The following is a 26437-nucleotide window of genomic DNA, read 5'->3' as shown; positions in this document are numbered from 1 at the left end:
GCTCTGCGCGTGGTGGTGGGCTCGCTTCAGATCCAGCGATCGTTCTGCGCCGTGCGCTCGCCACCTTCTTCGCCGGTGTTGAGCACGCCACGGGGTTCGATGAGCATCATCTTCACCTCCTGCGCGGCGTAGGGCTTGTGCTCGACGCCGCGGGGCACCACGTAGAGTTCGCCGGCTTGCAGCAGCACGTGGCCATCGCGAAAGTCGATGCGCAGCTGGCCTTCGAGGACGAAGAAGGCTTCGTCGGTGTCGGCATGCGAGTGCCAGATGAAGTCACCTTCGATGCGGACCACCTTGAACTGGTAGTCGTTCATCTCGGCGACCACTCTGGGCGACCAGTGCTCGTCGATCAGCGCCAGCTTCTGCTGCAGGTTGATCGCTTGGGTGGCCGGGGTAGGGGATTGCTGGGTCATGCGGGGGCTCCTCGTTCTGGTTGTCACCAGCCTAGCGAGGTGCCGTGGAGGCTTCTTGTACGATCCTACAGCTTGAGCATGCCGAGCCAGCGTGCCGGTGACAGGCCGAAGGCGCGGATGAAGTGGCGTGTCATGTGGCTCTGGTCGAAGAAGCCGGCGATCAGTGCGGCGTCGGCCAGTGCCACGCCGGCATGCATCAGCGCGCGGCAATGGTCGAGGCGGCGCAGGGTGACGTAGCGGTAGGGGCTGGTACCGAACAGGGCGCGGAAGTCCCGTGACAGGCTCCAGCGATCCCGGCCGCTGGCGTGTTCCAGGTCGTCCAGGGCGATGTTCGTGTCGAGGTGGGCATGGATGTAGGCACGGGCGCGCTCCGCTGCGACGTAGTCGAAGGCGCGGCGGCCGCGACGCTGGCCGGCCACGGCTTGCAGCGCGTGGGCCAGGTCATAGATGGCGTCGTCTTCCTCCAGCGTTTCGAACGCATGGTCCATGGTCTGCAGGAAGGACTCGCTGGCGTGGCGCAGGCGGATGTCGTCGGAGAGGCCGCCGGCGATGAAGGGCAGAGGCCGACCACCGAGCACCTGCTGGATCAGCACCGGGTCGATGTAGAGCATGCGATAGCGAAAGCCTTCGTCGGTGCCGGCCATGCCGTCGTGCACCTCGTCGGGGTGCAGCACCAGCGTGCCGCCAGGCAGGCTGTGGCGCATGGCGCGGCGATAGCGAAAGCTCTGCACGCCGGACAGCGTGCGGCCGATGGCGTAGGTGTCGTGGCGGTGCGGATCGTAGCCGTGGCCGCTGAAATACGCCTCGATGCGTTCGATCCTTCCCGGCATCTGGCTATGCCGGACCCAGTCACGTTCAGCACTGCGTCGACTCACGGACGAGACTCCTGGCCATCGATGCGATGGCGGTTGACCCGCCACATGTTAAGGCAATGGCGGGCGAGAAGGCGATCCGTCGCCACGCTCGGCCTGCCTGCCGAGCATGCGGAACGTCTCGTCAACCTGGCGCCTGCCAGTCGCGCAGTGCATCCAGCACCACACGGAAGGCGGCCGTCTGCTGGCGCCGGCTCGGGTAGTACAGGTGATAGCCAGGGAAGCTGTCGGACCATGCCCCGAGTACTTCGGTCAGTGCTCCGCTGTCCAGATAGGGCCGTACCTGGGTATCCGGTAGCTGCGCCAGGCCGACGCCGGCCAGGCAAGCATCGAGGATCTGCAGCACGCTGTTCATGATCAGCGGGCCGCCGACACGTACGCGGAATTCGTTCTCGCCGCTGCCGAACTCCCAGGAGTAGAGGCCGCCGTGCGTGGGCAGGCGCAGGTTGATGCAGCGATGCGCGGTCAGCTCCTCCGGACGTCGCGGGGTACCGTACCGCGCCAGATAGCCAGGGGTGGCCACGGTGACCATGCGCATCTCGGGACCGATGGGAACGGCGATCATGTCCGCGTCGATGATCCCGCCCAGGCGTATGCCGGCATCGAAGCGTTCGGCAACGATGTCGGTGAGCCCGTAGTCGGTGATCAACTCCACCACCACGTCCGGGTAGGTCTCCAGCAGGGTCGCCAGCTTGGGCCAGACGACGTGGCGGGCAGCGAACTCGTCGGCGGTGATGCGCACCGTACCGGATGGGTGCTGGCGCAGGTCGGAGATGGCGCTCAGGTGCGCGTCGATGCGCTCGAGCAGCGGCGCGATCTCGAGCAGCAGCTTCTCTCCCGCTTCGGTGCGCGTGACGCTGCGGGTCGTGCGCGTCAGCAGGCGCACCCCAAGGCGCTCCTCCAGGCCGCGTATGGTCTGGCTGACTGCCGAAGGCGAGACGCCGAGGCGCGCGGCGGCGCGGGTGAAGTTGCGCTCCCGTGCCACCGCGATGAAAACCACCAGATCATCCATGCCGCTCGTGAACATTGTTAAGTACTGCTTCATGCCGAGTTAATTATTTTGCGTATACACGAATCAATCTGCCGTCGCTACCTTTGTCTCTCGAGCAACGAATGAGGTGACCGACATGAGTGACAGCGATCTGGCCAGTGCCGACATGCAGGTTCACCGCGCAGGGGCGAGCCAGGCCATCGTCGGCCCGGCCGACTGGTTCACCGGGCGTGTGCGCATCGACCGCATCTTCAACGCGCCGGCTCCTGCGCGGGTTGGCGTCGCGGTGGTCAATTTCGAACCGGGTGCGCGGACCAACTGGCATACCCATCCGCTGGGTCAGGTGCTGCTGGTGACCGATGGCGTGGGCTGGACGCAGTGCGAGGGTGGGCCGAAGACCGAGATTCGCCCCGGCGACCTGATCTGGTGCAACTGCGGCCGCCGCCACTGGCACGGTGCAACCGACAGCAGCGCCATGCAGCACATCGCGATCAACGAGTCGCTCGATGGCAAGCCGGTCGACTGGCTGGCGCCGGTGACGGACGCCGAGTTCCTCGCCGGCCCGGTGAAAAAGGACTGAGCCGCCGTCATTCCCTTCCCCTCAAACAGGAGCCTCTCATGGGCAACTACATTTTCGCGTTGAGCGAGCAGGTGCGTCGCCAGCCGGTCAGCTATCGCAATCGCTTCGGCATCGAGCTGGCCGGCGACCTCTACCTGCCCGCTGACTTCCACAGCCGCGACGACTGGCCGGCGCTGATCATCGGCGCGCCTTATGGCGGGGTGAAGGAGCAGGGGCCGGGCGTGTACGCCAACGAGCTGGCCCAGCGCGGTTTCGTGGCACTGACCTTCGATGCCTCGCACAATGGTGAATCCGGCGGTTCGCCGCGGCGTCTGTCGTCGCCTGAGCTGTTCGTCGAGGATTTCCACGCCGGTGTCGACTTTCTCGGCAACCAGGCTGGCATCGCACGTGACGCCATCGGCGTGATCGGCATCTGTGGCTCCGGTGGCTTCGGCCTCAGTGCCGCGCAGGTCGACCCGCGCATCAAGGCCGTGGCCACCGTGAGTCTGTACGACATCTCGCGCCTGCATGCCGAGGGCTTTGCCGGCAGTCTGGACGAAGCCGCACGCAGGGCGACGCTGCAGGCTCTGGCCGAGCAGCGTTGGAGCGAGTTCGCCAGTGGGCGGGCGACGCTGGGCGAGCGTGGAGCACCGTTGCAGATCGATGCTGATACACACCCGATAGGCCGCGAGTTCGGCGAGTTCTATTCACGGCCACGCGGCTATCACGCCAATTCCAGCACCCAGTTCACCCAGACCTCGGCACAGGGCTTCATGAACTTCCCGCTGCTGGACAAGCTGCAGTGGATCTCGCCACGGCCGCTGCTGCTGATCGTCGGCGAGCATGCCCATTCGCGCTTCTACAGCGAGGACATCTACGCCGCTGCCAGCGAGCCGAAGACGCTGCAGGTGGTGCCCGGCAGCAATCACGTCGACCTGTACGACCGTACCGATGTGATTCCTTTCGACCAGCTACAGGCGTTCTTCCACGACGCCCTGCAATGACCAACCGCCGGCTGACGGGGAGCCCGCCGACCGACAGGGGTTGCACCGCGCGTTGACTCAAGGAGATGTGATCAGCATGAACAAGCGGATCTTCACCGCGGCGCTTTGCGTCGCGGCCCTGCAGACCGGCCCAGCCCGCGCTGCAGAAACGGGCGGGGGCGAGCAGCAGATCGTGCGTGCCGGTACTCAGGCCTCGATCGCCGGCCCGGAGCGGTTCTTCACCGGCCGTGCGCGGATCGACCCGATCTGGCCGGCCGATGAGCACATCAATACCTCCGGTGCGCTGGTTACCTTCGAGCCCGGCGCACGTTCGGCCTGGCATACCCATCCGGCCGGTCAGCGTCTGCTGGTTACCGCCGGCGTCGGCCTGACCCAGGAATGGGGCAAGCCGGTCCGGGTAATCCGCCCCGGCGACGTGGTCTGGTGTCCGCCGGGCGTCAAGCACTGGCATGGCGCGGCTCCGGACACGGCGATGACCCATATGGCGATCACCGCGACCCTGGACGGCAAGAACGTCAACTGGCTGGAGAAAGTGAGCGATGAGCAGTATGGCCAAACGCATCAGGACTAGGTCGGGCCTGGCCATCGCTGCACTCGGCGTCGTTCTGGGCCTCGGCGAACCGGCGCGTAGCGCCATCGCCGAGGAGAACCCGGAGCAACCTGCCAGCAGCCATGCAACCCTCGATTCACGTCAGCAGGCCATCGTGCCGATTGCAGCGTTCGCTGCCGCCGGTGATATCGCGAGGCTCAACGGCGCCCTCGAACAGGGGCTCGACCTCGGCATGAGCATCAGCGACGCCCGCGAGGTGCTGGTACAGCTCTACGCCTATGCGGGTTTTCCGCGCAGTCTCAATGCGCTGTCCGAGCTGATGAGGGTCGTCGAGGCACGCAAGGCCAGGGGCATCGAAGATGCGCCCGGGCGCGAGCCCAGTCAGCCCGTGCCCAAGGGCGATGCGCTGCTGGCTGCCGGCACGGCCAACCAGACCAGGCTGGCCGGAGCCGTGGTCGAGGGGCCGTTGTTCGACTTCGCCCCGGTAGCCAACGAGTACCTGCGCGCTCACCTGTTCGGTGCCATCTTCGAACGCGACAACCTCGACTGGCAGAGCCGTGAACTGGCGACCTTGAGCATGCTCGCGGCACTGCCCGGTGCCGAGGCGCAACTGCAGGCGCACATGCGCATGAGCATGAACATCGGTGTCAGTGCCGCACAGTTACGGCAGCTGAGCGAGGTACTGGGGGAGCGCGTCACCGTCGAAGCTGCCGAGCGCGCCCAGCAGGCGCTGCAGCGTCAGCTGAGCCCGTAACAGGTTTCGGCCCGGCTGGCCTTCGCACAGGCTAGCCGGCGCTCGGCAAATGATCCGCAGGATCGAAGCGCTCGCCGGTGTCCAGGCGAGTTCCGCGCAGGTGCCGGGTGTGCAGGTACGAGGCATGCAGGGCCTCGGCGAAGTAGCTGATCAGGAGCGAGCGGCGACGTGCGCCGCTCGGGTTCAGGCTGCCCGCGTGAACCAGGTCGACATCGAACAGCAGGATGTCACCGGCCGACCCGCAGAGCTGCACGGCGAGGGATTCGTCATTGCTGTCGAATGGCGGCGCTCCCGGATGCGTCCGATGGCTGCCGGGCACGATGCGGGTGGCGCCGTTGTCCTGGCCGTAGTCGTCGAGGTACACCAGGGCATTGGCGATGTCGCCCGGGCGTTGCTGTGACAGATCGCGATGCAGTTGCTGATGGCCGCCGCCTGCCAGGGGTTCGCGGCCTTCCACCTGGGCGATGAAGAAACGCTCGCCAATCAACGCACTCACCCCCGCCAGAAGCAGCGGCAGGCGGCAGATGGCCAGGACCTGCGCATCATCGTCGAGCTGCGCGTGGCGCCAGTCCGCACCTCGCGGCACGGGCCACTGATCCGAAGGTCTGACACGGGCATCGAACAGGCCGCGCAGCGCGTCCAGCCCATCCGCCGGCACGGCCTGGCGCAGCAGCACGTAGCCGTCCCGATGCAGGCGTTCATGGTCGATCATGGCGTTGTCCTTCTCCTCGATGGCGGTCACGGGCCGCTCCCGCCGCGATCCTGCAATGGCAAATTCACCCACAGCCCGTGAGCAAGACTGCATACAATGCGCGCCTGATCATTTCGAGCCATGCACATGGCTGCCCCGAACGAGGAATACGCCCCATGGCCTCCCCAGACAAGCAGAAGAAACGCGCCCAGCGGGCCAAGGCCAAGGCCAAGCAGAACCGCATGGGCAAGCCGAAGAGTCACCCCATCCATCCGTTGCTGGCCAACGCGCAGATCGATGAGCCGTTCGATGATGTGGAGATCGACCTGAGCACCTTCGACTTCGCCGACATCAAGGAAAACGGTTTCGACCCGGCGCATTTCGACGACCTGTTCCAGGCGATGGCAGCGGCCGAGGGCATCAGCCTGCTCGCACTGTGCCTGGTGTTCCTGCAATACCCGGTGCTGGAACTGGTGGTTGCCGAAGAGGCGCAGGATGATGCGACCGATTTCATGATGGGCCTGCTGATCGCCTATCGTGCAGCTTTCCACGACGAAGACGAAGAGGCCGCCGTGACCTGGATCGGCAGCGACGCCTTCCAGGCTGCCTACAACGACGCCTCGACTATCCTGCAGCGGAAGAACGCGCGCGGCTGATGTAGCCATCGTTCAGCCTTGCAACGCGGCCTCTATCCTGGCGATGTCGATCTTGCTCATGGTCATCATCGCCTCGAAGGCACGCCGGGCCGCCGCACGGTCCGGGCTGCCGATGGCGGCCGTGAGGATGCGCGGGGTGATCTGCCAGGATATCCCCCACCTGTCCTTGCACCAGCCGCACTCGCTGGCCTGGCCGCCGTTGTCGATGATCGCCTGCCACAGGCGATCGGTTTCGGCCTGATCGTCGGTCGCCACCTGGAACGAGAAGGCCTCGTTGTGGCGGAACAGCGGGCCGCCGTTGAGTCCCAGGCAGGGTATACCCATGACGTCGAACCTCACCGTCAGCACATCGCCCTGCTGGCCGGAGGGGTAGTCGCCGGGGGCGTGGTGCACGGCCAGCACGGCGCTGTCGGGAAAGGTCTCGGCATAGAAGGTGGCTGCCTCCAGCGCGTCGCGGTCGTACCAGAGGCAGATGGTGTTCTTGCTGTTCATCCTGAATGTCCACGGTTGCAGCATGGACTCCAGAGTCTAGACGCGCGGCTGCCGGCGGCCCTGCGGATGGCGCATGAACCCGCGTGTTGCTAAAGCCGCGTCAGGAGCGGGTGCTCTTGCTGCTGTCCATCACGATATGGCTGGTGATGGACGAGACGTGGGGCAGGGTGCCCAGCACGTTGGTGTGGAAGTCCTTGTAGGCGCCGATGTCAGTCACCTCGACGCGTAGCAGGTATTCAACCGCGCCGGTGATGGTGTGGCACTCCACGACCTCGGGCGCCTCGGCAATGGCCCGTTCGAACGCTTCGAGGCTGGCCTTGGTGTGCTTGGACAGCCCCACCGTGAGATAGACCACGCAGCCGATGCCGAGTCGCGACCTGTCGATCACCGCCTTGTAGCCGGTGATCACGCCGCTGCGCTCCAGTTCCTGCACGCGTCTCAGGCAGGCGGAGGGCGACAGCCCCACCTGCTCGGCCAGCTTCACGTTGGTCTGGCGGGCGTCTCTGGAGAGCTCGTGCAATATACGTTGGTCTATTCGATCGATAGTGGTCATATCTTGTGTTTCGTTCGCTATGGCATCAATGAATTGCAATCGAGTTGCGCGCTAAAGGCAATAAGATTGTGCAATCGAAACCCAGGTGGACATGACCCAGCCAATGACCGATACCAGCGTGCTTCTCTCGTTTCTGCTCTTCTGCGTGGTGATGACCGGCACGCCAGGCCCGAACAATGCGATGGTCCTGCTGGCCGGTGCGCGTGTCGGGGTATGGCGTGCGATGCCGCTGGTGGCGGGCATTTCCGTCGGCGTCGGCCTGCTCCTGGCCGCATTGGGGCTGGGCCTCGGCACGCTGCTGTCGGCCATACCCGGCTTCGATGTGGCGCTGCGTGTCGTCGGCGCAGCCTACATCCTCTGGCTTGCCTGGAAGATCGCCAGCAGTGGCCCGTTGCAGGTTCGTGATGACGACGCCGCACCCATGGGGTTCTTCGGCGGAGTGGCATTCCAGTGGGTCAATCCCAAGGCCTGGGCCGTGACCATCAGCGGCGTGGCGACTTACGTGCCAGCTGAGCATCACGCACAGAACGTCCTCCTCGCGGCCGTGATCCTGCTGTTGGTCTCCGTGCCGTGCGTTGGCATCTGGGCCGTTGGCGGCGCGACGTTTCGCCGTCTGCTGATGCACCCCCGCTATGCGTTGCTGTTCAACCTGAGCATGGCGTTGGTGCTGCTCGTGGCCACGCTGCCGGCGCTCGTGCAAAGCATCCGTTGAAGCACCAGACCACTGCAGGCGTTCGGAAGGGGCATGCAGGCAGAGACCTCAGGGCATGTGCCCGACGGGCGGCTGAATGCTGAATTGACATATCGGTAAATCTCGATATTATCGCGGCATGGACCTGATCAGCATATTCAAAGCCCTGTCGAACCCTACGCGCCTCGAGATCCTCAGAAGGTTGAAGGATCCCGAGAAGGGCTTTCCTCCGCAGGATGAAGGGGACGTGCACACGGTGGGTGTCTGCGTCAGCAGCATCCAGGAAGGTGTCGGTCTGTCGCAGTCGACGGTGTCCGATTACCTGGCGACGCTGCAGCGAGCGGGGCTGGTGGAGGTCCGTCGTGTCGGGCAGTGGACCTACTACAAACGCAACGAAGCGAACATCAGTGCGCTTGCCGAGTTCCTTGGCAAGGAGCTGTAATCTTTTGATCTGATATATCGATATTTCTCGATATCCCTTTTTCGCGAAGTGAGGGTTGAAGATGGCCTGAGAGCAGGAAATTCCGCGAATCTTTTTGTGTTTATATATCGAAAAATCCCGATATCCCTTTTTATCGAAGCGAGGAAATACCATGAAAGCGTTGGTTCTCAACTCATTTGGCGGCCCGCAAGCCTTCGAGCTGCGCGACGTACCCAAGCCAGTGGCGCAGGCAGGGCAGGTACTGGTGCGGGTGCATGCAACGTCCATCAATCCGCTGGATTTCCAGGTCCGGCGCGGTGATTACGCCGATCTGGTGCCATTGCCGGGCATTACCGGGCATGACGTCTCCGGTGTCGTCGAAGCGGTCGGGCCGGGCGTGACGAGCTTCGCGCCGGGCGACGAGGTCTGGTACACGCCACAGATCTTCGATGGTCCGGGAAGCTATGCCGAGTACCACGTCGCCGCTGAAGGCATTGTCGGCAAGAAACCGGCGGCACTGAGTCACCTCGAGGCCGCCAGCCTCACCCTGGTCGGCGGCACGGCCTGGGAAGCGCTGGTGGTGCGTGCGGCGCTGAGGGTGGGCGAGCGCATCCTCGTGCATGGCGGTGCCGGTGGCGTCGGCCATGTGGCGATCCAGCTGGCAAAGGCCATGGGCGCCAGGGTGTTCACCACCGTGCGCGAGGCGAACGTCGAGTTCGCCAGAGGGATGGGGGCCGACGTGGTCATCGACTACGAGAAAGAGGACTACGTTGACGCCATCCTGCGGGAAACCAATGGCCAGGGCGTCGATGTGATCCTCGACACCATCGGCGGCGACACGCTGTCGCGCAGCCCCGATGCGCTCGCGCAACTGGGGCGCGTGGTCTCGATCGTGGACATTGCTCAGCCGCAGAACGTCATCCAGGCCTGGGGCAAGAACGCCAGCTATCACTTCGTCTTCACCCGGCAGAACCGCGGCAAGCTCGATGAGCTCCGTGCCCTGGTGGAGCGTGGCCAGTTGCGGCCTCACGTTGGCGCCGTCTATTCGCTTGCGGACGTTCCACGTGCCCATGCGCTGCTGCAGAGCCCCAACAATGGCCTGCGCGGCAAGATCGCGATTGCCATCGTGCCCTCGCAGCTCTCGTCAGCGCCCCCGACCGTTCAAGCTACCCCGGAGGAAACCCCATGATTCACGAGATTGCGCTGCTGCCCATTCACCGCGAGCGTATCGAGCCGTTCAAGCGCGCCTTCGCCGACGTCGAGTACCTGCTCCGGCGTGCCGAGGGTTACGCCGGCCACATGCTGGCGCAAGGCATCGAGACGCCGGAGGTGTTCAACCTCATCGTGCGCTGGCGTTCACTCGAGGATCACGCGCCGGGCTTCGAGGCGAGTGAGGATCACCGCCTCTTCATGGCGGGGCTGGAGGCGTACTTTGTGCAAGAGCCGCAGGTCTACCACGTCGAGGCGGTCATGCCCGGTGAGTCTCCGGCGCCAGGGGCATTCACGTTCGCCGAGTGAGTCGTCGTGGCGCATGCTGGCCTCGCGCCTCGATTCGGCAGTCGGTTGCTTCCTGCTTCGCGGCTGCCGGATCGCTGGCCATGGCCAGGCGCAGCGAACCGAAGAAGAGCGCGAGGGCGTCAGTGGTGGTGCGGGCGCGTGACTTGGCGAATAATCGCGGCCACTCCATCGTCGTCGAGCCATTGTCGGAATGTCCATGAGCACCACCTTGCCGCCCCTCGTTCTGTCGATCCAGTCGCATGTGGCCTGGGGCCATGTCGGTAACGCCGCTGCGGTCTTCCCCTTGCAGCGACTGGGCTTCGAAGTGCTGCCGATCCATACCGTGCAGTTCTCCAACCACACCGGTTATGGCCAGTTTCGCGGCCAGGTATTCGGTGCCGAACATATCCGCGACGTGCTGCTGGGGTTGCGTGAACGTGGCGTGCTGCCGCGTCTGGCGGCCGTGCTTTCCGGTTATCTGGGGGATGCCGATAGCGGGCGGGTGATTCTCGAAGCGGTGGGCGAGATTCGCCAGCACAACCCGGCGCTGCGCTACCTGTGCGACCCGGTGATGGGCGATGTCGGGCGCGGTGTGTTCGTCAATCCGGCGATTCCCGACTTTCTGCGGGATCAGGCCATTCCCTGCGCCAACATCATCACCCCCAACCAGTTCGAGTTCGAGCTGCTGACCGGCAGCCAGCCGGCCAGTCTGCAGGAGGCCGTCAAGGTCGCCAGGCAGTTGCGCGGACGCGGGCCGGATGTGGTGATCGTCACCAGTCTGGCGACCGCAGACATCCCCGAGGACGAGCTGGGCACCCTGGCGGTGAACGGCGAGGGCGCCTGGCTGGTGACGACACCGCGACTGGCGCTGCACCCCTTGCCCAACGGCATGGGCGATGTGTTCTCCGCCACCTTGCTGGGTCGCCTGCTGGCGGGTCAGGCCCTGCCGCAGGCGCTGGAGCTGGCGACCGCGACGCTCTACGCGCTGGTCGAGCGAACGGCGCAGGGGGCGCGCGACCTGCCGCTGGTCGCGGCGCAGGAGCAGATCGTCGAGCCGGCCCGTGCTTTCCTGGCCAGGCGCTTGCCCTGAACGGGCGTTCGTCGGAATCGGCGTGATCTCAAAGTGATATCGCGGTAATCTGGCCCTGTTTTCGGTCGCGCCTCGAAGCCGTGACCGTTTCTACGGATGGATTTTGACCTTCAACTCCAGCAGGCCACCATCACAGTAGAAGCGTTGTCATGCCGTACCGCCGACTTGTTGCCTCCCTCCTGGCCGTGGCTCTGTGCCTCGTCGCCAATCAGTCTCTCGCTGAGCAGATCAGCGGGCAGCTGCACATCAGTCTCACCATTCTCAAACGCTGCGAAGTATCCGCCGAGCGTGACCAGCAGGCCGTTCGCGTGCTCGGCAACGGTTGCGAGCAGGCCGCGTACCAGCTGCAGGACGGACGCGGGCGAGCGCTGCCGCTGAAGCCCGATGCAGGGGCGGCGTCGGTCTCCACGCAGTCCGTCGCGGATGCCGGCTCGACGCTGGTGGTCTACTGGTAACGCCTCAGTAGTTGATGATCAGCAGCACGTTGTCGGTGTACACGCCGACCGGCGCGTTGGCCTGTGACGGGTCGAGAATCGCCTGGTAGGTGAACGTCTGCGAATCGCCCGTGCCACTGGCGCTCAGTGGCGAGCCGCTGTTCCAGATCAGGCTGCTGCCGTTGTGATAGAGGTTGTAGCGCAGGTAGTCGCTGCCGTTTCTCAGCCGTCGCCAGGGGGCCAGGTAGTTCTGCCCGTCATCGAAGGTCAGCGTGTAGCCCTCGGTGCTGGTGCAGGTCACCGCGAAGGTGCGTTGCTGGGCGGAAAACTGGCTGATCAGCGCATTGGCGCCGAAGTCCACGGCAGGCAGCGTGTCGATGCGACAGGCCTTGGTCACGACCAGGGTGATGGTCAGCGTCGCCAGGGAGCCGCTGCCCCAGTTGGTCGGGGCGCCGCAGATGGGCAGGCAGCTCTGGGTCAGTCCGGGGCTGCGGCTCCAGGAACAGAGGTTGAGCGCACCGACGGTGCAGATGGCCCAGTCCCAGCGCAGGGTGATGGTAGCGGTGTAGGTGCCAGCCGGCACATTGGGCCCGGGGTTGGTGCGAAAGTACAGGCCGATGGCGCTGGAGCTGCCGCCCAGTGCAACCAGGTTGATGGCGTCGAGCTGCTGGGGCTGGCCGGCTACCAGCGTCTGGCTGTAGCCGGAGTCGCGGTAGATCGAGAAGGGTATCTGGTTGCCCTGGCCGTCCTGCAGGGCCAGGGTCCCGGCATTCTGCAGCGTGACCCTGACATAGGCGGCGGCCAGTACCTGGAGCACGCCGGGGCAGGAGAGACCCGCACCGGCCGCGGCCTGCTGCTGGGTGGTGCGCAGGCTCAGTGAGTTGCTGCTGCCGAGGCTCACCGACGCCGCATAGATGCCACAGGCATGGGCCGGGGCGACGAGCAGGAGGCTGCAGAGCGTCAGCGCGAGGGCCAGCCAGCGGGTCATGGCCGGGCACCGTCGTACTGGCAGGGGAGCGGGCCGACCAGGGTAATTTCCACGGCGTCGTCATCCAGAGTGAACCGGCTGCTGCAGGTCCTGCCATCGGCCAGGCGCACGTCGAGGCGGTTGTCCTTGGCCAGACCTTCGAAGTACAGCAGCCCGTCCCAGCCGATGTAGCTGCGCTGGCCGCTGGGCTGATGCGTCACCTGGCTGCCTCGCGGCAGCGGACGGCCCTGGCCGTCGACCAGCTGGATGCTGGCGGAGAGGGTCATCACCATGGCGAAGTTGAGCAGGGCGCCGCTGCCCTGGTGAACCGCGATGCGCTTCTGGGTTTCGCTCAGGTGCAGGTTGCTGGGCATGTCCAGCAGGTCGACTTCGTACTGTCCGGGGTAGTAGGACGGCACCCAGGGCACCAGCAGATAACCCGCTCTGTCGGTGCGGCCGAGCAACTGGTGCTCGTAGTGCACCGGCACGCCTGACTGGCCTTCGGTGCTGACCAGGACGAAGGCGTCGTCGATGCGGTTGCTGGCGAACAGCTGTCCCTGCATCGCCACCAGGGAGCCGCTGACGCCGCCCCACTGCGTGGTCTGGCCATCGTTGCTGTAGACCCCCGCCTGCACCTGCGCATGGCGCGAGCGCCAGGTCAGATCGGCCTGGCGGAAGTCGCTGTCACCCTCGGCCACGCCCAGGTTCCAGCCCAGGCCACCATCGCTGGGCGCGTTGCGACTGTAGTTGGCGCGCACACTCTGCCTGCCGTTGCTGTCCCGCTCCACGCCCGTGGTCAGGCTGGAGTAGAGGTCGAAGGGCACGACCAGCTGGGCCTGGATGGCGGGCGTCGCATCGTCCAGCTGACGGTTGAAGGAGAGGTAGAGGCTGCTGTTGCCCCACAGGCTGCGCGACCACGACAGGTTGATCAGGCGGGTCCGCTGGCCACTGTGTTCTTCGCTGGCGAAGTAGCCGATACCGAACGAGCCGAACCCTTCCGGGCTGAAGCTGAAGGTCAGCTGATCCTGCAGCTTGCTCAGCGGGCCGCCCGCGAGGTCGCTGTCCAGCGCCTGGGCGACGCTGAGGTCTGCATAGTCGGCGGTGCGCTGAATGCGCTGGGCGGTGACGCCGAAGCGGCGCCCGTAGTAGCTGTAGCCGAGGCTGTACTGCTGGCCGTTGCCGATGCCAGCGCTGTGGCTGATGGAGCTGGTCAGGGTACCGAGCAGGCCGAGCCCGACGGTGGCGCCGATGCCGGCCTGCCTGAGCCCGGCGCCATTCTCGCCGTGCGCCTCCAGGGTGAGGCTGTCGCTCAGGCCGTAGCGCAGGCTGCCGCTGCCGACGAGACGGCCGTAGGCGAAATCCTCCACGCCATAGTTGCGGCGCAGCTTGCCCAGCGACAGGGAGAAGTCGGAGAGGCCCTCGCGCAGCAGGCTGTCGGTCACGTAGAAGGGGACGGTCGTCGATACCTGGCGGCCCAGCACGTCGGTGGTGACCAGGGTCGCGGTGCCGGCGCCGCTGATATAGGGCACGGTGTTGAGGGTGAAGGGGCCAGGGCGCAGGTCCTGCTGGCTGACGCGGGCGTCGTCGATGAACAGGTCCACCGTGCTGGGCACCGTGGCATCGCCGTCGAAGCGGGGCAGGGGGTAGGTGATCAGGTCCGGACGCAGGGCAAACTCGCGCGAAAGCTGCACGCCGCCGAGGCGGACCGCGCTGTTCCAGGTCAGCGCGCCGGTGATCAGGTCGCCACCGCTCAGGCTGAGCATGCGTTGCTGGTCGTTGAAGCGCCAGGTGGTGTCGTAGCGGGTGTAGCCGTCGCGGTAGCCTGGGCCGGAGAAGCTGTGGCGATACACGCCGGTGTTGGAAATCATGCCGAATCCATCGAAGACGCGTTGCTCCAGCCAGGTATTGGCATAGTGGCCGGCGTTCTCGGTGTGGCTGTAGTAGAGGTCGTAGTTGAACAGCGCGCCGAAGGCAGTTTGCGCCGGCATCGGTTCGCTCAGGCTGCTGGGACCGAAGCGCTGGTGTGGCAGCCATTCGCTGGGCAGGGTCAGCAGCAGGCGCTGGCTTTCCTGCTGATAGTCGCTGTGCAGCGCGTCGATCCGGTCCAGGGCGACCCAGGGCGGCGGCTCGGGGGGCAGGCGAACGCCGGCGGCGAGCAGATCCTCGCGCTGGACGAACAGCCGGCCCTGATGTTCTCTCACTTCCGTTACCTTGCCGCTGGGCAGTTCATTGACGATCAGTTCCAGATACAGCACCTGAGCCTGGGCCAGTTGCTCGGCGTCATCGGCATGGGCCGTGCATATGCAGAGCACGGCTGCCAGTAACAGCAACAGGGGCAGTGAGCTACTCAGTGGCCAGTACCTGCGCTTGGCGACTCTCGTTGATGCGCGCCTGTATGCGCCCGCTGCGAACCCCGCGCGGCATCGGCCAGCGCATCCTGGCGCCGGGCAGGACGTAGCCGAGCAGTCCTTCGGCGACGGGCTGGGGGCCGTTGGCGCGCAGCAGTTCCACCTGCGACAGCCTGGCTGGTGCGGGGCCGACGTTGTGCAGGTGGAGGAAGGTTCCGGCGCGTTCCTCGACGAAGCGGTAGCGCAGGTCCGGCGCCAGTGGCTGACCCTGGTCGGGTGCTTCGCGCAAGCCGTCATCCAGATAGGCTCCGGGGCCGACCACGACCAGCGGCACGGAGTAGCGCATCTGGAACTGCACGCCCAGCTGCGACGGATTCGCCCTGGGCGGCAGCACCTCGTCGACCAGTACCCGGTAGGTGCGCAGGGTGCCGGGCGGCGGCGGTTGCAGGTTGACCAGCCTGACCAGCTGGCGCTTGCCCGGTTGCACGGTGGCCATCGGCGGGCTGCCGACCACCTGCTTCTGTTGGCTCAGGCGGTCTGCGAAGGCTTCCTGCTCCCAGGTCATCACCCTGACCTGCAGGTCCACCGGCTCCAGGCCACGGTTCTCCAGCCACAGTGCGGCTGACTTCTGACGATCCGCCTCGATCATCGGGTTGATGGGCCAGATGAGTATGGAGGTGGCCGCCTGCACGGCGACGCTGAGCATCGCTGTCGCCAGCAGGCAGCCGAGCAGCAGGGCGCGCGTGCACATGGCTCAGTAGCTCACGGTAACGGTGACGGTATCGGTGTAGAGGCCGGCCGAGGGCATCGGGCTGACGCTGAACAGGCGGGCGTACACCGGATAGGTCTGGCTGCCGCCGCCACTGGGGAAGTTGATGCTCATGCGCGTGCCTCCGTTGCTGTCGTCGCCCCAGATGATGCTGCGGGCGGCATCCTGATAGAGCTGGTAGCGCAGGCGCTCGCTGCCCAGGGCGAGGTAGCGGCCCAGGCCGACGCTGCTGGCGTTGAGCCCGGCATTGAGCGAGACGCTGACCGAGGTGCCGGGAGAGCACTGCAGGACGATGGAGCCGTTGCCCGGCGTGCTGGCGATGTCCAGGTTGCCTGGCAGGCTGCTGACCTGGCCGAACGACAGGTTGCCGAACGAGGTGGCGTCGCTGGCGCCGCTGCCAAGCAGGCAGCCCGCCACGATTTCCGCGCGCAGCTGGAAGCTCTGGCTGACGATCTGATCGTTGACCCCGGTATCGCCGAGGACTGGCACCACGGGTGCAGCCAGCAGGGTCAGGCAGGCGAGGCCGGCTGTTGTGGGCGCAAGGGCTCGGCACGGCATCACCAGCTCACCGTGATGGTCAGGGTGTCGCTGTAGTTGCCCGGCAGCGGCGCGCCCTGGGCCGGTACCCGGGCATAGACCGGCAGCCACTGGTCCTGGCCGTTGCCCATGGCGCTGACGCCAGTCGTATCGTCCCAGACCGTGGCGTGGTCGGCGCTGGTGTAGAGGTTGTAGCTCACCACGTCGGCGCCAGGCCCCGCCATCTGGCGGTTGCTGGTGGTGCCGCTGTGGCCGGCGTTGATCAGCACGCGATAGGGAATGTTCTGCTGGCAGTTGATGCGCAGGGCGCCTGCTCCGGGCTGGCCCACGCGCTCGATGAGGTTGTCGAGCCTGAGGTGGGTGCCGAAATCCAGGGTGCCGAAGCTGACCCCGGAACCACTGTCGCCGCCTGCCTGGCAGGCCGGCAGTACCTCCACGCTGAGGCCGACCGTGGCGGTCTTGTCGACCGCAGGCAGAACGCCCGGGGTCAGCAGGAGTAGCAGGGCGATCAGGCGGTGCATGGTGATTCTTCCTTGGTAGGCGTGACGTCCTCTTGCACGGGCCGTGAGGGGTTACCAGGCGATGGTCACCTGCACGGTGTCGGTGTAGGTGCCGGCGACGGGCGTGGTCTGCGCGGGTACGCGGCCGTAGACGACCACCTCTTCGTCATTGCCGGTACCGGTGCCGGAAAGCACGTTGCCGGTGGCGCCGCCATCGCCCCAGGACTGCGTGCGACCGGCATCCTGGTAGAGGTTGTAATCGATGAGGACGCCGCCGCTGTTCATGCGTCGCTGTCCGCCGGTGGCGTTCTGCCCGGCGTTCAGCGCGATGGTGTAGGGCGTGTTCTGCGTGCACTGCAGGCCGAACGAGCTGCCGCCGGAGTTGCCGAGGGAGCGTCCGTCGATCAGGTTGTTGAGGTCGTTGTAGTCACCGAATGACAGCGAACCGAAGGTGTTGCCGCTGCCACTGGCACTGCCGTTGGTGACCGTACAGCCACTGCCGATGGTGATCTGGATGTTCAGTTGACCTTGCAACTCGCCGGCCGAGAATGCCGGTGCGGAGAAGAAGAAGAGGGTCAGTACGGCGCTTCTCATGACGCACTTCATCGCTCGAGTCCCTTCCAAACGGAGTTGCTTGGACCATAGTTCAAGCTCGTCGGAGGCTCAAAGACGGCCCGCCCCGTCCGGTTGGCGCAGGCAACGAATATTGCGAATAAATGACTGATTGGTCAGGAGAATTTGTCCGTGTAAGTAATAACCGGAATGACGAATCGGTGATGGCTTACGCGGTTTTCAGAGTGCAGCGTCCGGGCCGGATTGTCCGGCCTGGCGCTTTACAGCCGGCTCACCCCGGCAATCACCGGGGTACCGCTCAGCGGGTCGCTCAGCAATGTGCAACGCACGCCGTACAGGCGTTCCACCAGCTGTGGCGTGACGATGTCGTTCGGGCTGCCGCTGGCAACGATCCGCCCCTGGTGCATGGCGATCAGGTGATCGGCGTAGCGGCAGGCGCTGGACAGGTCATGCACCACCATGACGATGGTCTTGCCGGCGGCGGCCAACTCGCGGATCAGCTCGAACACCTCGATCTGATGGCCCAGGTCGAGCGCCGAGGTGGGCTCGTCGAGCAGCAGCAGCGGCGTGGTCTGCGCGATGGCCATGGCCAGCCAGGCACGCTGGCGCTGGCCCCCGGACATGGACTCCAGGGGGCGATCGGCCAGTTCGACCAGGTCCGCCGCCGCCAGCGCGGCGTCGACGATCGCCTGATCCTCCTCGCTCCACTGGCGCAGCAAGCTCTGGTGCGGCTGACGGCCGAAGCGGATCAGCTCGCTGACGGTCAAGCCATCCGGCGCGCTGGCATCCTGGGGCAACAGGGCCAGCCGCCGTGCGACCTCGCGCGAGGGCAGGCTGCCGATGGCCTTGCCGTCGAGCAGCACGCTGCCGGCGCTGGGCTTGTGCAGGCGGGCCAGGCCGGCGAGCAGGGTGGACTTGCCGCAGCCGTTGGGGCCGACGATGGCGCTGACCTGGCCGCTGGGGATCGTCAGGTTGAGCGTGTCGATGATCAGGCTCTGGGCATAGCCCATGCTCAGTTCACGGGCTTCCAGGCTCACGTCCGTCGGTCTGGCGTCGGCGAGCAGGGAGGAAAGGTGGGTCATGTCGAACTCCGTGAGGGCTGGCGCAGCAGAATCCACAGCAGGTAGGGGCCGCCGACCACGGCGGCGATGATGCCCACCGGAATCTCGATGGGGGCCAGCAGGGTGCGGCCGACCCAGTCGGCGAGGATCATCATCAGTGCGCCGCACAGCGCGGCATTGAGCACCGGCACGCCATGCCGGCGGCCCAGGTGACGTGCCATTTCCGGCGCCGCCAGGGCGATCAGGCCGACCGGGCCGACGACGGCAACGGCCAGGGCCGTGAGCCAGACGCAGAGGATCAGGGTGAGCAGGCGCATCAGCTGCAGGCGCACGCCGAGGCCGATGGCGACGCTGTCGGAAAAGCGCATCAGGCTCAGCGCGTTGATCAGCAGCTTGGCCAGGGGCAGGCCAAGCACCAGGCCGATGCCGAGCAGCAGCACCGAGTCGGCCGGGCGCGCATTGAGACTGCCGACGGTCCAGGGGTAGGCCGCGTTGGCCGCGTCCATGTCGCTGCGCGCCAGCATGAGGTTGGTCAGTGCGCCGAACAGCGCGCCGATGGCGATACCGACGACGATGAAGCGGTAGCCACGCGCGCCGCCGCCTGCGGCCAGGGCGAAGGTCAGCACGGCGGCGGTGGCGGCCCCGCTCAGGGCCAGCGCCGAGGGGGCAAGGCTGGTCGGCACCGCCACGATGGAGGCGACCGCGAAGGCGGTGGCGCCGTTGTCGATGCCGATCACCCCCGGGGTGGCGAGGCGGTTGCGCGCCAGGGTCTGCAGCAGGCAGCCGGCGGCCCCGAGGGCGGCGCCACTGAGCAGGCCGGCGACGAGGCGCGGCAGGCGCAGCTCCTGGATCAGGAACACCTGCAACGGTTCACCCTGGCCAAAGGCGGCCTGCAGTGCCTTCCAGGGCGTGAGGCCGTCATCGCCACTGGCCAGGAGCCAGGTACTGACGGCGAGCAGCAGGGCCCCCAGAATCAGGCCGACCGCCAGGCTGCGTCGATGCAGCAGCAGGCTGCACTCGCCCAGGCATAGCAGGGAGTGGCCACTGGGGGCGAGGCGGGGGCGTGCGGATGGATGCTTCATGTCACAAGGTCGGCAGGCGATGGTTGCGCACCACGGCGATCAGGATCGGTGCGCCGACGAAGGCGCTCACCACCCCCACCGGCAGTTCGTAAGGCTGCACCAGCAGGCGCGAGATGACGTCGGCCAGGAGCAGGACGCAAGGCCCCAGAAACATGCTCAGCGCCAGCGTGCGACGGATGTCGGAGCCGACCAGGCGCCGCGCGATGTAGGGCACGATCAGGCCGATGAAGGCGATGGGGCCGGCTGCAGCCGTTGCCGTGCCCACCAGGATCGCCACGGCCAGCAGCGTGCCCAGGCGGGTCAGTTGCGGGTGGTGGCCAAGGCCGCTGGCGACGCGTTCACCCAGGGCCAGTGCCGCCAGTGGACGGACGACGATCAGTGCCAGCAACACGCCGGCGAGCAGCCCGGGCATGCTCCACTCGAGCGTGTCGAGGGGGCGTCCGGCGAGGGCGCCGATGACCCAGAAACGCATCTCGTCGGCGGTGCGCTGATCCCACAACAGCAACAGGCTGCTGAGTGCGCCGAGCATGCCGGAGAAGGCGGCGCCGGCCAGCACCAGACGCACCGGGTCATCGCCCACACCGCGCAGACGGGTGACCAGCAGCACCAGCAGGCAACCCAGCAACGCGCCGAGCATGGCGACGCCCAGGTGCAGGCTGGCGGCGGAGGCGCCGAGGTTGATGGCCAGCACCACGGCGAAGGAGGCGCCGGCACTGACGCCCAGCAGGCCCGGTTCGGCCAGTGGATTGCGGGTCACGGCCTGGAGCAGCACCCCGGCCGCGCCGAGGGCGACGCCCACCAGCAGAGCCAGCTCCGTGCGTACCCAGCGCAGCTCGAAGACGATGAAGCGGGCGTCGTCATCCTGGCCGCCCAGCAGCGCATGGAAACTGGGCAGGATGCCGATGTCGCCGGCCCCGAGCAGCAGGCTGGCGCCACATAAAAGCAAAAGGCACAGGGCGGCGAAGCCCAGTGCCTTGGCAACGGTCAGGCGTGAGGCGGGCATCAGTCGAGCAGTGCCTTCTCCACGTCATCGAGCACCTGCTGGGCCGCCAGGTAGCCGGAGCTGCTGCTCCAGATCTGCCCATCCACGGTCATCACCTGATCCTCGGCGACGGCTTTCAGGCGCGTGAAGGCCGGCTGCTTGCGGGCATCGTCCAGGGCCTTGCGGCCGTCGGGGTTGAGCGTGGCGAGGAAGATCCAGTCGGCATTGATGCGCGACAGGTTTTCCAGGCTGAGCACGTCGCTGTGTGGCTTCTTCTCCTGGGCGGCCGCCAGCGCGTTGGGGCGCAGGCCGAGGTCAGCGAGCAGCTGACCGACGAACAGGTGGCTGGACATGATCACCGGCCCCTGCGGGTTCCAGCGCACCACGCTGATCGCCTGGCCCTGCGGCAGGCGCTGGCGCAGGGCAGCGCTGCGCGCGTCGATTTCGGCGATGCGCTGCTGGCCTTGCTGCGCCTTGTCGAGCGCCTGGGCGTAGGTCGCGTAGGTGATGCGCCAGTCCTCGAAGCTATTGCCCTTGGGCACCACGGTCGGGGCCATCAGGCTCAGCTTGGCGTACAGCTCGGGCGGCAGTTCGCTCGAGGCCAGGACCAGGTCGGGCTGCAGGCGCAGGATCGCCTCCAGGTTGGGTTCGCGCACGCTGCCCACCAGGGTGATCGCGCCGGCCTTGGCCTTCAGATAGTCCGGCACGTCGTTGCCACCCCGGCTGGCCAGCGTGCCGACGGGTTGCACGCCCAGCGACAAGGCGGCATCCAGCGCGCTATCGCCCAGTGCGACCACGCGCTGCGGCGTGCCGCTGAGTGTCAGCGGGCCATTGGCGCTGTCCAGCGTGCGTTCGCTGGCTTGCAGGGGAAGGTTGAACAGCAGCGTGGCGGCGAACGCCAGCGCAGTGCGTTGCACGAAAGAGGGGATGGACATGCAGGACTCCAGGCCGAAAGGGCTGCGATGACGCCGCCCCATACAGGATCGAAAGCAAGCTATCTTTTACTCTCAAGCGTAATGAAAATCCATTGCGTTTACGAAGTTTTTACAAGGACATCGCTCAAGCTCCGCCTGTGACAGGTGTCTGCAGGGTGGTCATTTTCATTTCTGCTTTGAAACTCCTAGCGCGTTCATCGGCTTCTTTCATGCATTCGAATGCTGCAGACTAGCGCGCATTTCCTTCCCTCCATCGATCAGGAGAGTGTTCATGAGCCCCGTTTCCTTCGCCCGCCAGCGCTACACCACCAAGGCTTACGATGCCAGTCGCCAGGTGGATCAGGCGATCATCGACGAGCTGCTCGAACTGCTGCGCTTGGCCCCGTCGTCGGTCAATTCGCAGCCGTGGCACTTCGTCGTGGCCAGTACCGCCGAGGGCAAGGCGCGCCTGGCCAAGGGCGCCCAGGATGGCTTCGCCTACAACCAGCCGAAGATCCTCAACGCTTCGCACGTGATCCTGATCTGCGCGCGTCGCGACATCGACGAAGCCTACCTGGCCGACGTGCTGCAACAGGAAGCCGACGATGGGCGCTTCCGTGACGATGCGGCGCGCACCGGCCAGCACAACACGCGCAGCAGCTACGTCGAATTGCATCGCGGCCTTGGCGACATGCCGCACTGGACGGAGAAACAGGCCTACCTGGCACTGGGCACCCTGCTGCTGGGCGCGGCTGCCAAGGGGGTGGATGCCACGCCGATGGAGGGCATCGACCGGGCGGCGCTGGATGAGGAACTGGGCCTGGCTGCCCAGGGGCTGAGCAGTGTCGTCGCCGTGGCACTGGGGTACCACAGCGACGGCGACTTCAATGCGGCGCTGCCGAAGTCGCGCCTGCCGGCCGAGCGCGTCTTCACTCACCTCTGAGCACACGGCCCCTGCACAGGGGGCGCGTCGCCATCATTCCGGCAGCTTGGCGATCACCTTGATCTCGAAGTCGAAGCCGGCCAGCCAGGTCACGCCGATGGCCGTCGCGGTCGAGTAGGGGGCTTCGCCCCAGTACTCGGCCGCGACTTCCCAGATGGTCTCGAAGCGCGAATGCGGGTCGACCATGAAGATGGTGGTGTCCACCACATCGTCGAAGCTGCTGCCCGCCGCGGCAAGAATCGCATTGAGGTTGCTGAAGGCCAGGCGCACCTGCTCTTCGAGAACCGGTTCCGGCGAGCCGTCCTTGCGACTGCCGACCTGGCCGGAGACGAACAGGAATCCATTGGAGCGCACCGCCGGCGAGTAGCGGTGAAGTTCATAGAGCGCATGGCGATCGGCCGGGAAGACCACGTCACGTTTGGGGTTCATTGCACACCTCCATCTGGGCTACGCTGCAGCCGTTGTTAACGATGGAGTCACTGTAAGAAGACGCCTGGTCTGGATAAACGCGCAACTCTGGTCATGACTGTTTGTAGAATCCAAACAATCAACAGTCGAGAGAGACGCGAAATGGACCGTTTCGATGCGATGCAGGCGTTCGCGCGCGTGGTCGAGACCGGCAGCTTCACCAAGGCTGCCAGCACCCTGCACATGAGCAAGACCAGCGTGACCCAGCTCGTCCAGCAACTCGAGGCGCGCCTGCGCGTGCGTCTGCTCAACCGCACCACGCGCAAGGTCAATGTCACCGCCGACGGCGCGGCCTATTACGAACGCGTGGTGCGCCTGCTGGCCGATGTCGACGACGCCGAGACCAGCCTGTCCAGCGCGGCGATGGCGCCCCGTGGACGCCTGCGGGTCGACGTGCCCAGCCCCTTTGCGCGGATGCTGCTGATTCCGGCCCTGCCAGCGTTCTACGCACGCTATCCGGAGATTCAGCTGACCCTGGGGGTGAGCGACCGTATCGTCGACATCATTGGCGAGAACGTCGATTGCGTGGTGCGTGGCGGCGAGATCACCGACCAGTCGCTGATCGCCCGCCACGTGGGCGACCTGCAACTGGGCATCTACGCCACGCCAGGCTATCTGCAGCGCAGCGGAACGCCGGGCCACCCGCGCGAACTGGAAGAGGCGGGGCACAGCACCGTGGGCTTTCTCTGGTCGCGGACCGGCAGGGCCTTGCCCTACGCCATGCAGCGGGGCGACGAGCGCATCGAGGCGCAAGGTCGGCCGCTGCTGACCGTCGATGATGGCAATGCCTATCTCGCGGCCGGCCTGGCTGGGCTGGGCATGCTCTGGCTGCCGCATTACATGGCCGCGCCGCACCTGGCCAGCGGCGAGCTGGTGCGCCTGTTCGAGGACTGGCAAATGGCGCCGATGCCGATGTACCTGGCATTCGCGCCGAACCGCCACGTCAGCGCCAAGCTGCGGGTGTTCATCGACTGGGTGGTGGCGCTGATGGCCGAGCATACCCCGCTGTCGGCGCATCGCTGAGCCGAGGGGGCGTCGTTCCCGAGGCTGACGAGCGGGCAGCAAAGAATTGTCTTGACCGCAGAGAATGATCGTTCTACCTTGCTGAGAACGATCATTCTCTGCGGTGCCTGAACCATGCTCGAAGATGCTTCCATCCAGCAGCGCCTGCTGCAGACCACCGAAAGCCTGATCTACGCCGGAGGCATCAACGCCACCGGCATGGATGCCATCGTCAAGGCCTCGGGGGTGGCGCGCAAAAGCATCTATCGCCTGTATCCGACCAAGGAAGCCCTGGTGGCGGCGGCGCTGCGTGCCCGTGACGAGCGCTGGATGCGCTGGTTCATCGATGGCACGTCCAGCGGCGAGCCGCGTGCGCGGCTGCTGGCGATCTTCCCGCTGCTGCGCAGCTGGTTCGAGTCAGCGGACTTTCGCGGCTGCGCGTTCATCAATGCGGCTGGCGAGACCGGCGATCCGAGCAGCGAGATTCGCGCCGTGGCGCGGCTGCACAAGCAGCGCCTGCTCGGCTACCTGAACGAAATCACCGCCGCCTGTGGCCTGGCCGACGCTGCCGGCGTGGCCAGGCAACTGCTGTTGTTGATCGACGGCGCTACCGCCGTTGCCATGGTCACCGGCCAGTCCGATGCCGCCGACTGTGCCGGCCAGACCGCGTCGATGCTGTTGCAGACCCCGAATGCCCAGTGATGGGCGCCATTCCCTGAAAGCAAGAGGTGCCGTTATGTCGTCCAATGATGAAATCCGTCCGCCGCTACCGCCGTTCACCCGCGAGAGCGCCATCGAGAAGGTCCGTCTCGCCGAGGATGGCTGGAACAGCCGGGATGCGGCCAAGGTCGCCAAGGCCTACAGCCTGGATACGCGCTGGCGCAACCGCGCCGAGTTCGTCGACGGGCGCGGCCAGGCGCAGGCCTTCCTCGAACGCAAATGGGCCAAGGAGCTGGAGTACCGTCTGATCAAGGAGCTCTGGGCGTTCACCGACAACCGCATCGCCGTGCGCTATGCCTACGAGTGGCGTGACGACTCGGGCAACTGGTTCCGCTCCTACGGCAACGAGAACTGGGAGTTCGGCGCTGACGGCCTGATGGTCAATCGCTACGCCTGCATCAATGACCTGCCGATCACCGAGGCCGAGCGCAAGTTCCGCTGGCCACAGGGGCGCCGTCCGGATGATCATCCGGGTCTGTCCGAACTGGGGCTCTGAACGGCTCGCAGGCACGGGACTTGCTGCTTGAATGCGTCGATGACCCCGAACTCCAAGGATGCCGAATGAATCGCAACGATCTGCGCCGTGTCGACCTGAACCTGCTGGTGATCTTCGAGACCCTGATGTTCGAGAAGAACCTGACGCGGGCTGCGGAGAAGCTGTTCCTCGGCCAGCCGGCAGTCAGTGCGGCGCTGGCGCGCCTGCGCGACCTGTTCGACGACCCGCTGCTGGTGCGCAACGGCCGGGGTTTCGAGCCGACGGCGCGGGCCCTGGCGATTCTCCGGGAGTTGCAGCCGGCGATGGACACCATCTCGGGCGCGGTGAGCCGTGCCCGGGAGTTCAACCCGGCGACCAATCGCGACACCTTCCGCATCGGTCTGTCGGACGATGCCGAGTTCGGGCTGTTTCCGGCGCTGCTCAATCAGCTCCGCGAGGAGGCGCCGGAGGTGGTGATCGTGGTGCGGCGGGTCAACTTCCTGCTGATGTCGTCGATGCTGGCGTCGGGGGAGATCTCCGTCGGTGTCAGCTACACCACCGAGCTGCCGGCCAATGCCAAGCGCCGCAAGCTGCGCGAGATGCGCGTCAAGGTGCTGCGCGGCGATGAGCGGCCAGGGCCGCTGACGCTGGACGAGTACTGCGCCCGGCCGCATGCGCTGGTGTCCTTCTCGGGCGACCTGTGCGGCAACATCGACAACGATCTGGCGCGCCTCGATCGTTCTCGTCGCGTGGTGCTGGCGGTGCCGCAGTTCAGTGGCTTGCGCTCGATCATCGCGGGGACGGAAATGCTCGCCACGGTGCCGGATTTCGCGGCGGCAGCCCTGATCGAAGGCACCAGCCTGCGCGCGGATGACCCGCCATTCGAGCTGGTCAACTCGGACCTGTCCATGGTCTGGAGCGGGGTGACCGACAACGATCCGGCCGAGCGCTGGATCAGGAGCAAGATCGTCGAGTTCATGGGCGAGCCGGGCGCCTGAGCGGGGCTCAGGCGCGGTAGAACACCTGGATCAGGTGATAGCCGAACTGGGTCTTCACCGGGCCGTGCACCTCGCGCAGGGCCTTCTTGAAAATCACCTGGTCCACCGCGCGGACCATCTGTCCGGGACGGACTTCGCCCAGGTCGCCACCTTTCTTGCCGGACGGGCAGGTGGAGTGCTTGCGTGCCAGCACATCGAAGGCTTCGCCGGCGGCGATGCGCTTCTTCAGGGCCGCCGCTTCCGCTTCGGTCTTGACCAGGATGTGGCGGGCCATTGCCTTTGCCATTGATGGGCTCCTCAATTCTGTCAGCGCGCTATTGTGCCAGCATTCGCTGCGCCAGCAGAATGACGTCAATTTTATGGGTCGTGCGTTGTCCGCACTGCAGGTAATCATGGCCTATGGTATTTCAATCGCTGTTGACGGAAGCGC

Annotated in this window: 34 protein-coding genes; 16 read left to right on the top strand and 18 right to left on the bottom strand. The window is 66.0% G+C overall.

All coding sequences use genetic code 11. The features are described 5' to 3' along the window. Positions 1 to 26: 26 nt before the first annotated feature. The 3 genes from EWH21_RS13885 to EWH21_RS13875 form a co-directional block, all read right to left on the bottom strand. On the bottom strand, positions 27 to 413 hold the full coding sequence (locus EWH21_RS13885; RefSeq protein ID WP_037047959.1) for a cupin domain-containing protein: 387 nt from the start codon (positions 411 to 413) through the stop codon (positions 27 to 29). A gap of 65 nt (positions 414 to 478) precedes the next feature. Next, positions 479 to 1243, bottom strand: a complete 765-nt coding sequence (locus EWH21_RS13880) for an AraC family transcriptional regulator (protein ID WP_134676848.1) — start codon at positions 1241 to 1243, stop codon at positions 479 to 481. Positions 1244 to 1409: 166 nt separating this feature from the next. Then, positions 1410 to 2312, bottom strand: coding sequence for a LysR family transcriptional regulator (locus EWH21_RS13875; RefSeq protein ID WP_037047954.1), 903 nt, complete (start codon positions 2310 to 2312; stop codon positions 1410 to 1412). 100 nt (positions 2313 to 2412) lie between these two features. Here EWH21_RS13875 and EWH21_RS13870 point away from each other — a divergent pair, with 100 nt between their 5' ends. The 4 genes from EWH21_RS13870 to EWH21_RS13855 all read left to right on the top strand — a co-directional run bounded on the left by EWH21_RS13870 (position 2413) and on the right by EWH21_RS13855 (position 5143). Next, entirely contained in the window at positions 2413 to 2856 is a 444-nt protein-coding gene (locus EWH21_RS13870) for a cupin domain-containing protein (protein WP_277698589.1), read from the top strand. 38 nt (positions 2857 to 2894) lie between these two features. Further along, entirely contained in the window at positions 2895 to 3839 is a 945-nt protein-coding gene (locus tag EWH21_RS13865) for an alpha/beta hydrolase (protein ID WP_037047950.1), read from the top strand. A gap of 76 nt (positions 3840 to 3915) precedes the next feature. Then, the gene (locus EWH21_RS13860; protein ID WP_175253954.1) at positions 3916 to 4410 is read left to right on the top strand and encodes a cupin domain-containing protein; all 495 of its coding nucleotides are present in this window, start codon (positions 3916 to 3918) and stop codon (positions 4408 to 4410) included. After that, complete coding sequence (locus EWH21_RS13855; RefSeq protein WP_277698588.1) at positions 4379 to 5143, top strand: carboxymuconolactone decarboxylase family protein; 765 nt, start codon at positions 4379 to 4381, stop codon at positions 5141 to 5143. Before EWH21_RS13860 ends, EWH21_RS13855 begins: the two co-directional genes overlap by 32 nt. Before the next feature lie 31 nt (positions 5144 to 5174). Here the strand turns inward: EWH21_RS13855 and EWH21_RS13850 are convergent, their stop codons facing one another. Then, the gene (locus EWH21_RS13850; RefSeq protein ID WP_277700618.1) at positions 5175 to 5855 is read right to left on the bottom strand and encodes a phytanoyl-CoA dioxygenase family protein; all 681 of its coding nucleotides are present in this window, start codon (positions 5853 to 5855) and stop codon (positions 5175 to 5177) included. Positions 5856 to 6010: 155 nt separating this feature from the next. On the opposite strand from EWH21_RS13850, the gene EWH21_RS13845 reads away from it, so the two are divergent. Continuing rightward, complete coding sequence (locus tag EWH21_RS13845) at positions 6011 to 6490, top strand: hypothetical protein (protein ID WP_037047946.1); 480 nt, start codon at positions 6011 to 6013, stop codon at positions 6488 to 6490. Between the two features lie 12 nt (positions 6491 to 6502). On the opposite strand, the gene EWH21_RS13840 is transcribed toward EWH21_RS13845, so the two are convergent. Continuing rightward, a complete protein-coding gene (locus EWH21_RS13840) occupies positions 6503 to 6982 on the bottom strand; it encodes a VOC family protein (protein WP_037047943.1) in 480 nt (159 codons plus the stop codon). Between the two features lie 100 nt (positions 6983 to 7082). Next, positions 7083 to 7535: an Lrp/AsnC family transcriptional regulator gene (locus EWH21_RS13835; protein WP_206596651.1), complete on the bottom strand. Its 453-nt coding sequence runs from the start codon at positions 7533 to 7535 to the stop codon at positions 7083 to 7085. A 103-nt stretch (positions 7536 to 7638) separates the two neighbouring features. Between EWH21_RS13835 and EWH21_RS13830 the strand changes: the two genes are divergently transcribed. From EWH21_RS13830 to EWH21_RS13805, 6 genes are all read left to right on the top strand, one after another. Next, the gene (locus EWH21_RS13830) at positions 7639 to 8247 is read left to right on the top strand and encodes a LysE family translocator (RefSeq protein ID WP_277698587.1); all 609 of its coding nucleotides are present in this window, start codon (positions 7639 to 7641) and stop codon (positions 8245 to 8247) included. 118 nt (positions 8248 to 8365) lie between these two features. Then, positions 8366 to 8668 carry a metalloregulator ArsR/SmtB family transcription factor gene (locus EWH21_RS13825; RefSeq protein WP_037047921.1) on the top strand — a complete coding sequence of 101 codons (303 nt, stop codon included), beginning with the start codon at positions 8366 to 8368 and terminating at the stop codon, positions 8666 to 8668. A 151-nt stretch (positions 8669 to 8819) separates the two neighbouring features. Beyond that, a complete protein-coding gene (locus EWH21_RS13820) occupies positions 8820 to 9836 on the top strand; it encodes a zinc-dependent alcohol dehydrogenase family protein (protein WP_277698586.1) in 1017 nt (338 codons plus the stop codon). After that, the gene (locus EWH21_RS13815; RefSeq protein ID WP_277698585.1) at positions 9833 to 10165 is read left to right on the top strand and encodes an antibiotic biosynthesis monooxygenase; all 333 of its coding nucleotides are present in this window, start codon (positions 9833 to 9835) and stop codon (positions 10163 to 10165) included. Before EWH21_RS13820 ends, EWH21_RS13815 begins: the two co-directional genes overlap by 4 nt. Positions 10166 to 10361: 196 nt before the next feature. Further along, positions 10362 to 11234, top strand: coding sequence for a pyridoxal kinase PdxY (gene pdxY, locus EWH21_RS13810; RefSeq protein WP_277698584.1), 873 nt, complete (start codon positions 10362 to 10364; stop codon positions 11232 to 11234). Between the two features lie 149 nt (positions 11235 to 11383). Then, a complete protein-coding gene (locus tag EWH21_RS13805) occupies positions 11384 to 11689 on the top strand; it encodes a hypothetical protein (protein WP_047592565.1) in 306 nt (101 codons plus the stop codon). 4 nt (positions 11690 to 11693) lie between these two features. Here EWH21_RS13805 and EWH21_RS13800 read toward each other — a convergent pair whose 3' ends face one another. The 10 genes from EWH21_RS13800 to EWH21_RS13755 form a co-directional block, all read right to left on the bottom strand. Then, the gene (locus EWH21_RS13800; RefSeq protein WP_047592567.1) at positions 11694 to 12656 is read right to left on the bottom strand and encodes a spore coat protein U domain-containing protein; all 963 of its coding nucleotides are present in this window, start codon (positions 12654 to 12656) and stop codon (positions 11694 to 11696) included. After that, complete coding sequence (locus EWH21_RS13795) at positions 12653 to 14965, bottom strand: fimbria/pilus outer membrane usher protein (protein ID WP_277698583.1); 2313 nt, start codon at positions 14963 to 14965, stop codon at positions 12653 to 12655. The genes EWH21_RS13800 and EWH21_RS13795 overlap by 4 nt, the downstream gene beginning before the upstream one ends. 13 nt (positions 14966 to 14978) lie before the next feature. After that, the gene (locus tag EWH21_RS13790; protein ID WP_152488835.1) at positions 14979 to 15734 is read right to left on the bottom strand and encodes a molecular chaperone; all 756 of its coding nucleotides are present in this window, start codon (positions 15732 to 15734) and stop codon (positions 14979 to 14981) included. Between the two features lie 3 nt (positions 15735 to 15737). After that, on the bottom strand, positions 15738 to 16310 hold the full coding sequence (locus tag EWH21_RS13785; protein ID WP_277698582.1) for a spore coat U domain-containing protein: 573 nt from the start codon (positions 16308 to 16310) through the stop codon (positions 15738 to 15740). Next, positions 16310 to 16810, bottom strand: a complete 501-nt coding sequence (locus tag EWH21_RS13780) for a spore coat U domain-containing protein (RefSeq protein ID WP_134676721.1) — start codon at positions 16808 to 16810, stop codon at positions 16310 to 16312. The genes EWH21_RS13785 and EWH21_RS13780 overlap by 1 nt, the downstream gene beginning before the upstream one ends. 51 nt (positions 16811 to 16861) lie before the next feature. Further along, positions 16862 to 17383, bottom strand: coding sequence for a spore coat U domain-containing protein (locus EWH21_RS13775; RefSeq protein ID WP_051800525.1), 522 nt, complete (start codon positions 17381 to 17383; stop codon positions 16862 to 16864). A 239-nt stretch (positions 17384 to 17622) separates the two neighbouring features. Further along, the gene (locus EWH21_RS13770) at positions 17623 to 18444 is read right to left on the bottom strand and encodes an ABC transporter ATP-binding protein (protein ID WP_047592577.1); all 822 of its coding nucleotides are present in this window, start codon (positions 18442 to 18444) and stop codon (positions 17623 to 17625) included. Beyond that, entirely contained in the window at positions 18441 to 19505 is a 1065-nt protein-coding gene (locus EWH21_RS13765; protein WP_277698581.1) for an iron ABC transporter permease, read from the bottom strand. Before EWH21_RS13765 ends, EWH21_RS13770 begins: the two co-directional genes overlap by 4 nt. A gap of 1 nt (position 19506) precedes the next feature. Continuing rightward, the gene (locus EWH21_RS13760) at positions 19507 to 20508 is read right to left on the bottom strand and encodes an iron ABC transporter permease (RefSeq protein WP_277698580.1); all 1002 of its coding nucleotides are present in this window, start codon (positions 20506 to 20508) and stop codon (positions 19507 to 19509) included. After that, positions 20508 to 21422, bottom strand: coding sequence for an iron-siderophore ABC transporter substrate-binding protein (locus tag EWH21_RS13755; RefSeq protein ID WP_277698579.1), 915 nt, complete (start codon positions 21420 to 21422; stop codon positions 20508 to 20510). The genes EWH21_RS13760 and EWH21_RS13755 overlap by 1 nt, the downstream gene beginning before the upstream one ends. 271 nt (positions 21423 to 21693) lie before the next feature. Here EWH21_RS13755 and nfsB point away from each other — a divergent pair, with 271 nt between their 5' ends. Next, positions 21694 to 22344, top strand: a complete 651-nt coding sequence (nfsB, locus tag EWH21_RS13750; protein ID WP_277698578.1) for an oxygen-insensitive NAD(P)H nitroreductase — start codon at positions 21694 to 21696, stop codon at positions 22342 to 22344. Between the two features lie 33 nt (positions 22345 to 22377). Here the strand turns inward: nfsB and EWH21_RS13745 are convergent, their stop codons facing one another. After that, positions 22378 to 22773: a RidA family protein gene (locus EWH21_RS13745; RefSeq protein WP_037047879.1), complete on the bottom strand. Its 396-nt coding sequence runs from the start codon at positions 22771 to 22773 to the stop codon at positions 22378 to 22380. A gap of 141 nt (positions 22774 to 22914) precedes the next feature. On the opposite strand from EWH21_RS13745, the gene EWH21_RS13740 reads away from it, so the two are divergent. The 4 genes from EWH21_RS13740 (at position 22915) to EWH21_RS13725 (ending at position 26007) form a co-directional block, all read left to right on the top strand. After that, the gene (locus EWH21_RS13740; RefSeq protein WP_134676715.1) at positions 22915 to 23835 is read left to right on the top strand and encodes a LysR family transcriptional regulator; all 921 of its coding nucleotides are present in this window, start codon (positions 22915 to 22917) and stop codon (positions 23833 to 23835) included. Between the two features lie 114 nt (positions 23836 to 23949). Next, on the top strand, positions 23950 to 24516 hold the full coding sequence (locus EWH21_RS13735; RefSeq protein ID WP_277698577.1) for a TetR/AcrR family transcriptional regulator: 567 nt from the start codon (positions 23950 to 23952) through the stop codon (positions 24514 to 24516). 34 nt (positions 24517 to 24550) lie between these two features. Then, positions 24551 to 25030, top strand: coding sequence for a nuclear transport factor 2 family protein (locus EWH21_RS13730; RefSeq protein ID WP_047591574.1), 480 nt, complete (start codon positions 24551 to 24553; stop codon positions 25028 to 25030). A gap of 65 nt (positions 25031 to 25095) precedes the next feature. After that, positions 25096 to 26007, top strand: coding sequence for a LysR family transcriptional regulator (locus EWH21_RS13725; RefSeq protein ID WP_037047853.1), 912 nt, complete (start codon positions 25096 to 25098; stop codon positions 26005 to 26007). Between the two features lie 7 nt (positions 26008 to 26014). Here the strand turns inward: EWH21_RS13725 and EWH21_RS13720 are convergent, their stop codons facing one another. Further along, complete coding sequence (locus EWH21_RS13720; RefSeq protein ID WP_277698576.1) at positions 26015 to 26293, bottom strand: peptidylprolyl isomerase; 279 nt, start codon at positions 26291 to 26293, stop codon at positions 26015 to 26017. Positions 26294 to 26437 lie beyond the last annotated feature (144 nt).

Origin of the sequence: Pseudomonas sp. REST10, from assembly GCF_029542605.1 — a bacterium.
Classification (GTDB): domain Bacteria; phylum Pseudomonadota; class Gammaproteobacteria; order Pseudomonadales; family Pseudomonadaceae; genus Aquipseudomonas; species Aquipseudomonas khazarica.
Note: the sequence above shows the minus strand (reverse complement) of the source record. Positions and strands in the feature narration are given on the sequence as shown.